Here is a 12,229-nt window from a genome sequence, read left to right as displayed (position 1 = left end):
AGCGCCATGACTGGTCCACAGGCGACAACGAGAAGGAGGCGCGGCGGTCGCTGCGCAGCTTTCGCCCGGGACAGCAGGGGCGCCACGGCCGTCGAATTCGCGCTCGTCGCCGCGCCGTTCCTCGCCCTCATCATCGCGCTCATTCAGACGTTCCTCGTTTTCTTTGCCCAGCAATTGCTCGAATCCGTCGTGCGCCAATCGGCGCGCCTCGTCATGACGGGACAGGTTCAGTCCGCGCAGATGACGCAGGCCGTATTCAAGCAGAAGGTCTGCGACCAGGTCGTGATCCTGTTCAACTGCAGCGGCCTGATGGTCGACATGCAGGTGGCGACGTCCTGGTCGGCCGCCAATACGGGCATTCCGACCTTGACCTTCGACGGCACGGGAGCGGTCACGAACACCTGGCAGTACAATCCCGGCGATTCCGGCGACGTCGTCGTTCTCCGGGTGATGTACCAATGGCCGGTGTTCCTCGGGCCGCTCGGTTTCAATCTCTCGAATCTTTCCAACGGCAACCGGTTGATCATGTCGTCCGCCGCGTTCCAGAACGAGCCAGGGAGCTGACTGATGATCGCCGTCTTGTCGTCTCGCGCACGGCACCTGCGAACCGACGTTCGCGGCGTTGCAGCGACGGAGTTCGCCATCGTCGCCCCGTTCATGCTTCTGCTCTATATCGGCGGCGTCGAGCTAGGAAACGGGCTCGCCATGAACGTCAAGGTCAGCGCGACCGCGCACAGTGTCGCCGACATGGTTTCGCAGAACACGCAGGTGAGCGCGGCCCGCATGCAAGCAATTCTTGGCGCCGCGACGGCAATCATGGCGCCTTATGCCGTCAAGAACGGCAGCACCTCCCTGATGACGATCACGGTCTCTGGAGTCTCGACCGACAGCAACGGCAATGCGACGGTGCAATGGAGCACGTCGACGAGCTCGTCGGGGGCGAGAACCGTGGGTCAGCAGATGACCTTGTCCCAGTTCACCGCCACCAATGCGAACAATCCAAACAACGCCAACATCTCACTCGTCCTGAGCGAGGTGTCCTATGACTACACACCCAACCTCGGCTATACGATCGCCGGCACCGTCAAGCTGACCGACAGCTATTACCTGTTCCCGCGCTGCTCGACGAACGGCCCGGCCAACTCGAGCTTTCCATATTACGACGTGAAGTATTCCGCGACGATGACGACGACGTGCACATGCGTTCAGCATCTGCAGCAGAAAACCTGCTAGCTGAGCAAAGCGGCGGCGGTTAACCGGGATGCAGGCGGGCAATGATGGCGTGATGCCGCTGCCCGACGTGCCAAACGTCCGATAGGCGCACGTGGCATCTGGCGCGAGGCCACCGCTGAGTGCTGCAAAGCAAGAGTTTCGATTCGGAATCCAGGCGCTCTGGTGCCTCGTGACTTCGCGAGGCTGGCCGCAGTCGAGCTCCCTGGACAGTGATCCTGCGCAACGCCTTCGGCGTCGCCGGCGGTCGTGACCTCCCGCTTCTGACGCAACGCGAAGCAGGTCGCTTGTCGCAAGCGCTGGAAGCGTCAAAGGCGGACGTTCGTACTCTGCGAGTTAATCATTTCGGTCGCAACGTGTGGCTTATGAGAATTGAAGAGAGCGGCCCGCAAATGCAGCCATTTTCGGCCGTTCTTTAGGCCCATTTCAGCCAAACTGTTATCAGTTGCTCATCGACCGGGGCAGGACCATTCAATTCGGAGTCCTGCAATGTTCAAGCCAGTTCTTTCTGCGTGTCTCTTTGTTGCCGTCAGCTCTATTGCTTCGGAAGCACGACCCTACCGCATTGATCACGCGCCCGAATGCAATGTCATCATGCCCTGCGACTTGTCGTATTCGCAAACGCGCCGCGAGCGCGTTTCCAGGTACTCATCGCAGGCGCCCCATTCAAGGCAACTCACAATGGCCGCCGCTGGCAACGCCGATGCCGTGGTGAATGTCCCTGGCGACCGGGTCGTCGGCGGTCGACCGGCCGGTTGCCCTTCGTCCTTCTGCGGTTGCGGCGCGGCCCTGCGCGTGTTCGGTCGTATGGTGCCGCAATTGAATCTCGCGGCTAACTGGCTGCGCTTTCCGCGTACATCGCCAGCGCCGGGAATGGTGGCGGCACGACGCGGCCACGTGTTCGTCCTGGAGCAGCACCTCGGGGGAGACATCTGGATGGCGTATGACGCCAACTCGGGCGGACACGCAACAAGAATGCATGCGCGTTCCTTGCGAGGGTATACGGTCGTCAACCCGCGCGTCGCGACGCTTTGAGCAAGACTTCCGGCATCAATGTCGGGCAGGGCATCGGCGACTTGTGTATTGCGCCATGATGACATCATGCCGGTGTCTTGCCCGACGAGTCAAACGGCCTTGCGGACGCGTAAGTCATTGATCCGCCATGCCTCGGCTACTGTGCATGGGGTTGTTTTCGCGGTTTTTGTTTGCGCCCCCTCAGGCGCTCTCCGTTTCCCGGTGCACGTCGTGCACGACGAGGCCCATGCCTTGCTCGGGCATCTTGATCCAGTCGCGCCGCTTCAGCGTGCGCTTAGTGTCCTCAAAGCCGCTTGCCCAGTGCTCGCGCATCGAGGTGCCCGAGAATTCGTGGTCCTTGGCGTCGCCCTCATAGGCCTTCTGCTGGTAGATCAAATGCAGGATCGCGATCTCCGGCATATTGCAGAGGCTGGCCTTGAGATTGCGCTCCTCGTCGGAGAGTTGCTCCTCCGGCAGCTTCGCCAGGGCCTTGTAGAGCAGGACCTTGAGATTGTGCGTGCGGCGATAGACGTCGGTGTTATGGCGCGTGCGCGAGGAATACATGATGTCCTTGTGGCGGGCCATCACGTCCTGGATCGAGCGCGGCAGCACGCCGCGAGCGCTGAACAGGTCGACCTGGAACACCAGCGAATTGAGTGCGTCCTCCTGGTCGAGCAGATGCTGGAGCGGCGTGTTGGAAACGATGCCGCCGTCCCAGAAATGATCGGTGCCGATCCGCACCATCGGCAGCGCCGGGGGCAGGGCGCCGGAGGCCATGATGTGCTCCGGTCCGATCTCGTCATGGGCGTTGTCGAAATAGATGAAGTTGCCGGAGAGCACGTTCACCGCGCCGACCGCGAAGCGGACCTTCTTCTCGTTGATGAGATCGAAGTCGACGAGCTCGCGCAGGCTCTCGCGCAGCGGCGTCGTATCGTAATAGCTCGTCGCGGTCCTGGCGCCGACCGGGCTGAACCAGGGATTGACCTGGTGCGGGGCGAAGAAGCCGGGCTGGCCCATGGCTGACGTCATCCACGCGCTGGTGAGGTTGCGCCACTGGCGGAAGACGTCGCCATCCGGCGTGTAGTGCCAGACCTTGCGGTTGGTGATGCGCTCCCAGAAGACTTGCAGCGCATCTAACCGCTTCTCCGGCCGGTTGCCGGCGATGATGGCGGAGTTGATCGCGCCGATCGAAACGCCGCAGACCCAGTCCGGCTCGATGCCGGCCTCGTGCAGCGCCTGATAGACGCCGGCCTGGTAGGCGCCGAGCGCGCCGCCGCCTTGCAGCACCAGCGCGACGCGGTCGCAGCGCTCGGGACGCCAGCCCCGTGCGGGAGCCTGATGGGTCTGATAAGTCGGTTGCGACGTGCGGGCGTCCATGGCGATGCCTCCTGCCTTCACCGAACGATTGCGTCCCGCGGTGACGGCGTGATGACAAGCTAGGTGCCCGATGCATCACCTGCATGCAGGTCAATCGCAACGGGAATGGCCGCAGGTCGTGCGCCTGACGGAAATCCTTCACAGCGCGGTCAATGACGGCCGCTAGCAATCTGCATCACCGCCCGACGCTGCCGGGCAGGCATCACAGACATGAGGAGACCAGCGATGCGCAGGGAAGATGTGCTGAGACTTCCGTCCATGCCGGCCGCGGGACCGAGCTATCCGGCCGGACCCTATCGCTTCGTCAACCGCGAATTCCTCGTCATCACCTACGAGACCGATCCGGACCTGATCCGCGCCGGCCTGCCCGAGCCGCTGGAGCCGATCGACCAGCCGATCGTGCATTACGAATGGATCAGGATGCCGGACTCCTCCGGCTTCGGCAGCTACACCGAGTCCGGCCTCGTCATCCCGGCGCGCCTGCATGGCGAGGAGGTCAACTTCGTCTCGCAGATATATCTCGACGACGATCCGCCGATCGCCGCGGGCCGCGAGATCTGGGGCTTTCCCAAGAAATACGCTCATCCCAAACTCGAGATCGTCAAGGACACGCTGACGGGCACGCTGGAATATGCCGGCCAGCTCGTCGCCATGGGCACGATGGGCTACAAGCACGAGAGCATGGCCGGCAACGGCGATCTCACCCGCGCGACGCTGTCGAAGACGCAGGTGAATCTGAAGATGATCCCGGGCGTCGACGGCCGTCTCGAAGTCTGCCAGCTCGTCGCGATCAACCTCACCGATATCGTGCCGAAGGGCTCCTGGATGGGTCCCGGACGTCTTCACCTTGTGCCGCATGTCAATGCGCCGGTTGCCGATTTCCCGGTTCGCCGCGTCGTCGGCGCGCATCACTACATCGCCGATCTGACGCTGCCGTTCGGCCGCGTCGTGCACGACTACATCAGGGAAGCCGAGGCGGCGGCCGCGACGGGGCTGGCCGCGGAGTAGGGCGCCATCATCATACTGTAACAAAGGCGTAATTGAGTACCCGCGTGGATCCGGAAGATGCCGTCAGCCATCTTCCGGAGACGGGGCATGTGTTGACGGTTGGGGCGACCATGGCTGAGCCGGCAAAGCTTGTCAGCGCGATACCGGGGGCTGAGCCTGCCATTCCGGGCCTGGTCTGGGCGTTCCGCCTGCACAGCGACGGCAGCGCCGAGGCGCTGCCGATCGACCGGCCGATCGAGTTCAGCCATGACGGCCGGCTCTGGCTGCATTTCAATCTGACCGACGCGCGGGCGCGGCCGTGGATTGCAGCCTCACAGCTGCCGCCGCTTGCGCGCGAATTGCTGCTGTCGAACGACACGTTCCAGCAGCTCCATGTCATCGACCACTGCGTCTACGGCGTGTTCTCCGACCTCGTGCGCGACATCGACAGCGCCACCGAAGAGACTGCGTTCCTGCGCTTCGCCATGACCGAGCACCTGCTGGTCAGCGGCCGCCATCAGGCGCTGTGCTCGGCGGATGCGACGCGCCGGGTGCTCGAAGGCGGCTACCGCGTCGACAACGTCGCCCATCTCCTGGAAAAGATCGTCGACGAGGTCGCCGACACGCTGGACAGGATGGCCGACAAGCTCGGGCAGGAGATCGACGGCATCGAGGAACGCATCCTCGCCGACGAGGCGAGGCCGGAGATGCGCCGCACACTCGGCCGGCTGCGCAGGACCTGCGTCAGGCTGCATCGTCAGCTCACCGGTCTGCGCGTGCTGTTTCACCGGCTCGACCAGAAGAACACCGATCACCTGTCGCCGGGCTTGCGGATCCACGCCGGCAAGCTGGCGCAGCGGCTCGATGGCCTCGATCACGACATCGTCGAGCTGCGCGAGCGCAGCCGCCTGCTCGAGGAGGAGCTGCGCTTCAAGAACGAGGAGGAGAGCAACCGCCACCTCCACACGCTCTCCATCGTGACCTCGCTGCTGCTGCCGCCGACGCTGATCACCGGCATCTTCGGCATGAACACCAAGGGCCTGCCGCTGACCGACGTCGAGAGCGGATTTCTCTGGGCGGCGGTGCTGATGGCTTCGTCCGTCGGTGCCGCCTATTTGTTCATGCGGCGCACGGGCATTTTCAAGTAGCGCACCAGCCGTGAACGGCACTGCCGACAGATCTCCGCTGCCAAGCGTGGCTGCAATTGCGCTGGCGTGCACCTTGGCCGGCACGAGCGCGCGCGCCGGCGCCAAGGACGAAAGTGCGGCCGACTGGCTGGCGCCAAAATGGTTCAACGAATGGCATGACGGGCTCGCCAACAAGGGCCTGAATTTCGGCGCCACCTATATCGCCGACAACATCGGCAACGTCTCGGGCGGCGTTGCGCGCGGCGCCATCCATTTCGGTCGCCTCGATCTCTCGGTCGATGCTGATCTCGACAAGCTCGTCGGCTGGACGGGGGGACGCTTCTACGCCAACGCCTTCGTGATCTACGGCCGCGGGCTCTCGCGCAACTACGTGCAGAACCTAGCCACCATCAGCGAGATCGAGGCGCTGCCGGACCAGCGGCTCTACAACGCCTATTTCGAGCAGAGCTTCTTTGGCGACAGGTTGAACATCAGGGCCGGCCAGCAGGCCGCGGATGTCGAGTTCTTCGACAGCCAGACCGACGACCTCTTCATCAACGGCACCTTCGGCTGGCCAGCCATCAAGGCGAGCAACCTCCCGGCCGGGGGCCCGGCACCGCCGATCGCGGTGCCCGGCATTCGCGTCAAGGCCGCGCTGTCGGACCAGATCACCGCCTATGGCGCGGTGTTCAACGGCGATCCGTCCGGGCCGGGCGATGCCGATCCGCAGCTGCGCGACCATCACGGCCTCGCATTCCGCGTCAACGATCCGCCCTGGGTGATCGGGCAGGTCCGCTTCAACTACGACATCGATATCGGCGGCCGTCCGCTCGCCGGCAATTTCACGCCGGGCGCCTGGAAGCATTATGGCTCGTTCGACAGCCAGCGTCTTACCGCGGAGGGCCTGTCGATCGCCGATCCCTCTGGAAGCGGCGTTCCGGCCAAGCTTCGCGGCAACTACGGCATCTTCGCCGTCATCGAGCAGGTGCTCTACCGTCCGCCGGAGGTGAAGGACAACAGCACGTCTGCGTCCATCCCCGGCATCACCGCCTTCGGCCGCATCGCCTACAGCCCGCCGGACCGCAATCTGATCGATCTTTATCTCGACGGCGGCATCGGCTTCGTCGGATTTGTCCCGAGCCGTCCGCTCGACCGCTTCGGCGTGGCGATGGCCTATATGCGGATTTCGAACACCGCTCGCAATCTCGATCTCGACACCCAGGCCTTCACCGGCGTGCAGAGCCCGGTGCGCGGCAACGAGACCCTGATCGAGATGATCTACGAGGCGCATATCAAGCCGGGCTGGCTGGTGGCGCCGTATTTCCAGTATGTGTTCCGCCCCTCGGGCGGCATCCCCAATCCGAACGATCCGAGCGGCGTTTCGCGGATCGGTGACGCCGCAGTCTTCGGCGTCACCACCACGATCCGGTACTAGGGTGGCTTACGCCATCGCGGCCTGCGTCTTCGGCTTCGGCTGCCGCGACAGCGCCAGCACGATCAGCGAGGCGAACACGCAGAGCGCGCCGGCGATGAAGAAGGCGGGCAGGTAGCTCTGGAGCAGCGTTCGCGACAGGCCCGCACCAAAGGCGGCCGTGCCGGCGCCGAGCTGATGGCCGGCAAAGATCCAGCCGAACACCAGATTGGCGCGCTCGGGCCCGAACTTCTGCGCGGTGAGGCGCACGGTCGGCGGCACGGTGGCGATCCAGTCGAGCCCGTAGAACATCGCGAAGATCGACAGGCCGTAGAACGAGAAATCGCTGAAGGGCAAAAAGATCAGCGAGAGCCCGCGTAGGCCGTAGTACCAGAACAGGAGCCAGCGGTTGTCGTAACGGTCCGACAGCCAGCCCGAGAAGATCGTGCCGAAGAAGTCGAAAATGCCCATCGCAGCCAGCAGGCTTGCGGCCTGCACCTGCGGAATGCCGAAATCGAGGCACATCGGGATCAGGTGGACCTGGACGAGGCCGTTGGTCGAGGCGCCGCAGACGAAGAAGGTCGCAAACAGGATCCAGAACGCGCTCGATTTCGAGGCGTCGCGCAGCGTGCCGAGCGCCACCGCCGTGATCGAGCCGTGGTTGACGGGCGGGGCGGGCAGAGGCTCGGTGCCTTCGTCGCCGAACGGGCGCAGGCCGAGGTCGCTCGGACGGTCACGCATCGCGAGCAGCACTGCGAGCGCGGAAACGCCGAGCATGATGCAGACGAAGCCGAGCGCATGCCGCCAGCCGAAGCGTTCGGTGAGGCTTGCGAGCAGCGGCAGGAACACGAGCTGACCGGTGGCGACGCTCGCGGTCATGATGCCGACGACGAGGCCGCGTCGCGCCGCGAACCAGCGCGTGGCGATGGTCGCCCCCAGCACCAGCGCGGTCATGCCGGTGCCGATGCCGATCACGACGCCCCACAGCGCGATCAGCTGCCAGACCTCGGTCATGCCGAGCGATGCGACCAGCGCCGAGACGACGATCAGCTGTGCGGTCAGCGTGACGTTGCGCAGGCCGTAGCGGTTGAGCAGGGCGGCGGCGAACGGCGCCATCAGCCCGAACAGGATGAAGCGGATCGACAGCGCGGACGAGATCTCCGCCGTGCTCCAGCCGAACTCCTTTTGCAGGGGAACGATGAACACGCCGGGCGCGCCGACCGTGCCGGCGCTGATCAGCGCGGCCAGGAAGGTCACGCCGACCATCACCCAGCCGTAGTGGATATTGCGGCGGCTGAGTGTTGCCGCGAGCCAGTTCGAGATCATTGGGCCTCAATCAGGGTTGGCGGTCCCTCGCGGGACTCGCGTCATCGTCGTAGTCTGGCAAATTTGCTGTAAGTCTAAAATGTCAGACTTCCCTCAATTTCGGACATTGCGGCCAGTGCGTCAGCCGCTCGACCGCGATGGCCGTGGCTTCGCCGCCGCCGATGCAGAGGGCGGCAACGCCGCGCTTGAGGTTCTGCGCCTCGAGCGCATGCAGCAGCGTCACGATCAGCCGCGCGCCGGTGGCGCCGATCGGATGGCCGAGCGCGCAGGCGCCGCCGTTGATGTTCAGTTTGTCGCGGGGAATGCCGAGATCGCGCTGCGCCGCCATCGCCACCACGGCGAAGGCTTCGTTGATCTCGAACAGGTCGACGTCACCGGCGGTCCAGCCGACCTTGTCGAGCAGCTTGCGGATCGCCGGGATCGGCGCCGTGGTGAACCATTGCGGCTCCTGGCTGTGCGTCGCGTGGCCCTTGATCACGGCAAGCGCCGGAAGGCCGTTGCGATCGGCGAGCGAGCGCTTGGTCAGCACCAGCGCGGCGGCACCGTCGGCGTTTGCGGAGGAAGCTGCCGGCGTGATGGTGCCATTGGCGCGGAACGCCGGCTTCAGGCCTGGGATCTTGGCCGGATCGACCTTCAGCGGATGCTCGTCATTGGCGATGACGCGCGGGCCGGCTTTCTCGGCGAGCGTGATCGGTGCGATCTCGGCCTTGAATGCACCGCCCTCGACCGCCTTGCGAGCGCGGCTCAGCGTTTCCATCGCATAGGCGTCCTGGTCCTTTCGGGTGAACTGATAGGCCTCCGCGGTAGCCTCGCCGAAATCACCCATGGAGCGGCCGGTCTCGTAGGCGTCCTCCAGCCCGTCCATCATCATGTGGTCGATGATGCGGTCGTGGCCGGCGCGATAGCCGCCGCGTGCTTTTGCGAGCAGATAGGGCGCATTGCTCATGCTCTCCATGCCGCCGGAGACGACGATCTCGGCCGAGCCGGCGCGGATGATGTCGTGCGCCAGCATGGTCGCCTTCATGCCGGAGCCGCAGACCTTGTTGACCGTGGTCGCGCCGGTCGCGTCCGGCAGGCCGGCGGCGCGCGCCGCCTGGCGCGCCGGTGCCTGGCCTTGTCCCGCCGGCAGCACGCAGCCCATGAAGACCTCGTCGACCTTCTCGGGCGCGAGGTTTGCGCGCTCGAGCGCCGCGCCGATCACATGCGAGCCGAGCTTATGCGCGGCTAAGGGTGAGAGCTCGCCCATGAAGCGGCCGAGCGGGGTGCGGGCGGCGGAGACGATGACGACGGGATCGGCGGCTTCGGCCATGACGGGACTCCCTGCGATGACGGCTGAATAAGATTATAGTCATCATATGATGCGGCGCAAAAAATGCAACCGCGGCCGGGATGAGAAATTGTCGTGGCTCGGATGAGATTTGGTCGTTCGATCGGAGGAGGTTGCCCCACAACTCGCTGTCATCGCCCGCGAAGGCGGGCGATCCAGTACGCCGAGGCCGTTGTGATTGAACCGATGGCTCGCGGCGTACTGGATGCCCCGCCTTCGCGGGGCATGACATCGTTGTTGGAGGGACCTACCGCTTCCTGTTGACGAACGCCTGCATCAGGCGCGTCGGCTCGTCGGTCAGGAACGACTCGCCGAACACCTTCACGCTCAGATTCACCGACTCCGTCAGCGGCAGTTCCTCCCATTGCCGCAGCAGAGCCTTCTGCGACCGCAACGCCTCGGGGCCGCATTCGAGCAGCGCCTTCACCGTATGCTCGACGGCTGCATCCAACCCGCCCTCGGGTGCGACCTTGTCGACCAGGCCCCAGGCGAGCGCCGTCGGCGCGTCGATGTTCTCCGCCATCATCACCAGCCAGCGCGCGCGGGCCCAGCCGATCAGGCGCGGCAACAGTGCGGCGTGGATCACCGAGGGGATGCCGACGCGCACCTCCGGCATGCCGAAATGCGCATCATGCGCGGCGATCCGGAAGTCGCACGCGGCGGCCACTTCGAGCCCGCCGCCGAGGCACCAGCCGGGCATGCGCGCGATCACGGGGGCGGGGAACTGACGCACGGCCTCGCAGAGATCGCGCAGGCGGCTGATGAAGGCCTCGGCGGACGTCTGGTCGAGCCTGGCCATCTCCTTGATGTCGGCGCCGCCGATCATGCTTTTCTCGCTCTGGCCGCGCAGCACCACGACGCGGATGCTCCGGTCGGTAGCGAGCTGTTGCAGGCCTTCGCGCACTGCGTCGGTCACGGGCGAGCCCAGGATATTCAGCGGGCCGGCGTTGCAGATCGCGACATGGACGACGCCGCGCGCATCGCGCGTCACGCCGCAGTGGTTGTTGAGCATTTCCATCGTGGGGTCTCGAAGTTTGTTGGACCTGCGCGGGCGCACCGGTCGGGATCACTTCCGGGCCGAAACGCGCTGCTTGTCAAGCGGGCCGGGGAGACGGAGTTGCCAGCGCGAAGTTCGTGGCATAGTATGATATCTATCATACAAAGAGGCTGCCATGACCTGTAACGATCAACTCGACCTGTTTTCGCCCGCGCAGCGGCGCGAGCGTGTGGTGGACTGGCAGGTTCCTGCGCCGGTCGCGAAAGTGGCGATGGGCCTGTCGGGCATGGACGCCATGCTGGGCATTCGCGATGGCCGCTTGCCGCCGCCACCCTTCGCAAAGCTGATCGGATTCACCATGGCGGTGGTCGAGCCGGGCCGGATCGTGATGGAACTGGAGCCGCGCGAGGATCTCGAAAATACCGTCGGCCTCCTGCATGGCGCGACGGCCGCGGCGCTGATCGACACCGCCATGGGATGCGCCATCTCCACCCGGCTGGAGCCCGGGCAGTCGTCCGTGACCCTCGATCTGAAAATGACGTTCCTGCGCCCGCTGTCGGTCCGGTCAGGGCTGATCTCGGCCGAAGGTAAGATCATCAAGCTGGGACGGCAGACCAGCTACGCCGAGGGTTTCGTCCGCGACGGCAAGGGTGCGCTCGCAGTCCATGCAACTGCAACCTTTTCCATGATCGGTCATATCTTAACATGAATTAATCCACCGTCTGGTCCATTTCTGTGTTATGAGATGATCTCCGACATTCAATGAGACCCGCATGCGCTATTCCCGGGAACACAAACAGGAAACCCACGATCGCATCGTGAAGAAGGCTTCCGTGCGGCTGCGCGAAAAGGGTGCGCACGGCATCGGCGTCGCCGACCTCATGAAGGAGGCGGGCCTGACCCACGGCGGCTTCTACGCGCATTTCGATTCCCGCGAGGCGCTGGTGATCGAGGCCTTTGCCTACGCCATGGACCGCTCGATGGAGCACTGGCGCAAGATCAGTGGCGAAGTCTCTCCCGAGAAACGGCTGGCGCTGATCGCCGAGGCCTATCTCTCCGCGCTGCATCGCGACAATCCTGGCCATGGTTGCTCGATCCCTTCGCTCGGCGCTGAGATCGCGCGCGAGAGCCCGAAGACGCGAAAAGCCTTTGCCGGCAAGCTCGACGAGATGATCGAGATGATGACCGACTACATCCCGAACCTGCCGCGCAAGGCCGCGCGCAAGCAGGCGATCGCGACGCTGGCGACGATGGCCGGCACCATGCTGCTGGCGCGGATTGCGGGCACAAGCGAGCTGTCCGATGAGGTGCTGAAGGCCGGCAGGGACAGCGCGCTCGATGGGGCGCGGCGGGAGCCGGCGAAAGTGGCGGCGAAAAGGCCGCGCGAGAAGCAGAGCTAGGCGAGATGCCGTAGGGTGGGCAAAGGCGCTCTT

Annotated in this window: 12 protein-coding genes; 8 read left to right on the top strand and 4 right to left on the bottom strand. The window is 64.7% G+C overall.

From position 1 onward, the window contains the following. Window positions 1–6: 6 nt before the first annotated feature. From XI09_RS43690 to XI09_RS43680, 3 genes are all read left to right on the top strand, one after another. Window positions 7–564, top strand: a complete 558-nt coding sequence (locus tag XI09_RS43690) for a TadE/TadG family type IV pilus assembly protein (RefSeq protein ID WP_271572478.1) — start codon at window positions 7–9, stop codon at window positions 562–564. A gap of 3 nt (window positions 565–567) precedes the next feature. Continuing rightward, entirely contained in the window at window positions 568–1,233 is a 666-nt protein-coding gene (locus tag XI09_RS43685; protein WP_271572477.1) for a TadE/TadG family type IV pilus assembly protein, read from the top strand. A gap of 486 nt (window positions 1,234–1,719) precedes the next feature. After that, window positions 1,720–2,265 carry a hypothetical protein gene (locus tag XI09_RS43680; RefSeq protein ID WP_271572476.1) on the top strand — a complete coding sequence of 182 codons (546 nt, stop codon included), beginning with the start codon at window positions 1,720–1,722 and terminating at the stop codon, window positions 2,263–2,265. Window positions 2,266–2,445: 180 nt separating this feature from the next. On the opposite strand, the gene XI09_RS43675 is transcribed toward XI09_RS43680, so the two are convergent. Next, a complete protein-coding gene (locus XI09_RS43675; RefSeq protein ID WP_271572475.1) occupies window positions 2,446–3,621 on the bottom strand; it encodes a patatin-like phospholipase family protein in 1,176 nt (391 codons plus the stop codon). A gap of 225 nt (window positions 3,622–3,846) precedes the next feature. On the opposite strand from XI09_RS43675, the gene XI09_RS43670 reads away from it, so the two are divergent. The 3 genes from XI09_RS43670 to XI09_RS43660 all read left to right on the top strand — a co-directional run bounded on the left by XI09_RS43670 (window position 3,847) and on the right by XI09_RS43660 (window position 7,170). Next, on the top strand, window positions 3,847–4,629 hold the full coding sequence (locus tag XI09_RS43670) for an acetoacetate decarboxylase (RefSeq protein ID WP_271572474.1): 783 nt from the start codon (window positions 3,847–3,849) through the stop codon (window positions 4,627–4,629). A 110-nt stretch (window positions 4,630–4,739) separates the two neighbouring features. After that, entirely contained in the window at window positions 4,740–5,756 is a 1,017-nt protein-coding gene (locus tag XI09_RS43665; RefSeq protein ID WP_271572473.1) for a transporter, read from the top strand. Between the two features lie 10 nt (window positions 5,757–5,766). Then, window positions 5,767–7,170 (top strand): carbohydrate porin, encoded by a 1,404-nt coding sequence (locus XI09_RS43660; RefSeq protein WP_271572472.1) that lies wholly within the window; start codon window positions 5,767–5,769, stop codon window positions 7,168–7,170. A 6-nt stretch (window positions 7,171–7,176) separates the two neighbouring features. On the opposite strand, the gene XI09_RS43655 is transcribed toward XI09_RS43660, so the two are convergent. The 3 genes from XI09_RS43655 to XI09_RS43645 all read right to left on the bottom strand — a co-directional run bounded on the left by XI09_RS43655 (window position 7,177) and on the right by XI09_RS43645 (window position 10,817). Further along, window positions 7,177–8,472, bottom strand: a complete 1,296-nt coding sequence (locus XI09_RS43655) for an MFS transporter (RefSeq protein ID WP_271572471.1) — start codon at window positions 8,470–8,472, stop codon at window positions 7,177–7,179. A gap of 82 nt (window positions 8,473–8,554) precedes the next feature. After that, on the bottom strand, window positions 8,555–9,781 hold the full coding sequence (locus tag XI09_RS43650) for an acetyl-CoA C-acyltransferase (protein WP_271572470.1): 1,227 nt from the start codon (window positions 9,779–9,781) through the stop codon (window positions 8,555–8,557). Window positions 9,782–10,046: 265 nt separating this feature from the next. Next, window positions 10,047–10,817: an enoyl-CoA hydratase gene (locus XI09_RS43645; RefSeq protein WP_271572469.1), complete on the bottom strand. Its 771-nt coding sequence runs from the start codon at window positions 10,815–10,817 to the stop codon at window positions 10,047–10,049. Window positions 10,818–10,971: 154 nt separating this feature from the next. Here XI09_RS43645 and XI09_RS43640 point away from each other — a divergent pair, with 154 nt between their 5' ends. Both XI09_RS43640 and XI09_RS43635 read left to right on the top strand, forming a co-directional pair. After that, window positions 10,972–11,505 (top strand): PaaI family thioesterase, encoded by a 534-nt coding sequence (locus XI09_RS43640; protein ID WP_271572468.1) that lies wholly within the window; start codon window positions 10,972–10,974, stop codon window positions 11,503–11,505. Between the two features lie 64 nt (window positions 11,506–11,569). Next, window positions 11,570–12,196, top strand: coding sequence for a TetR/AcrR family transcriptional regulator (locus XI09_RS43635; protein WP_271572467.1), 627 nt, complete (start codon window positions 11,570–11,572; stop codon window positions 12,194–12,196). Window positions 12,197–12,229 lie beyond the last annotated feature (33 nt).

Origin of the sequence: Bradyrhizobium sp. CCBAU 11386 (assembly GCF_028128955.1) — a bacterium.
Classification (GTDB): Bacteria; Pseudomonadota; Alphaproteobacteria; order Rhizobiales; family Xanthobacteraceae; genus Bradyrhizobium.
This window is presented reverse-complemented; position numbering and strand designations above follow the sequence as displayed.

Coding starts and splice junctions, on each gene's coding strand:
- XI09_RS43640 (WP_271572468.1), top strand. CDS start 10,972: ATGACCTGTAACGATCAACTCGACCTGTTTTCGCCCGCGCAGCGGCGC.
- XI09_RS43635 (WP_271572467.1), top strand. CDS start 11,570: ATGCGCTATTCCCGGGAACACAAACAGGAAACCCACGATCGCATCGTG.
- XI09_RS43655 (WP_271572471.1), bottom strand. CDS start 8,472: ATGATCTCGAACTGGCTCGCGGCAACACTCAGCCGCCGCAATATCCAC.
- XI09_RS43685 (WP_271572477.1), top strand. CDS start 568: ATGATCGCCGTCTTGTCGTCTCGCGCACGGCACCTGCGAACCGACGTT.
- XI09_RS43670 (WP_271572474.1), top strand. CDS start 3,847: ATGCGCAGGGAAGATGTGCTGAGACTTCCGTCCATGCCGGCCGCGGGA.
- XI09_RS43645 (WP_271572469.1), bottom strand. CDS start 10,817: ATGGAAATGCTCAACAACCACTGCGGCGTGACGCGCGATGCGCGCGGC.
- XI09_RS43680 (WP_271572476.1), top strand. CDS start 1,720: ATGTTCAAGCCAGTTCTTTCTGCGTGTCTCTTTGTTGCCGTCAGCTCT.
- XI09_RS43650 (WP_271572470.1), bottom strand. CDS start 9,781: ATGGCCGAAGCCGCCGATCCCGTCGTCATCGTCTCCGCCGCCCGCACC.
- XI09_RS43690 (WP_271572478.1), top strand. CDS start 7: ATGACTGGTCCACAGGCGACAACGAGAAGGAGGCGCGGCGGTCGCTGC.
- XI09_RS43675 (WP_271572475.1), bottom strand. CDS start 3,621: ATGGACGCCCGCACGTCGCAACCGACTTATCAGACCCATCAGGCTCCC.
- XI09_RS43665 (WP_271572473.1), top strand. CDS start 4,740: ATGGCTGAGCCGGCAAAGCTTGTCAGCGCGATACCGGGGGCTGAGCCT.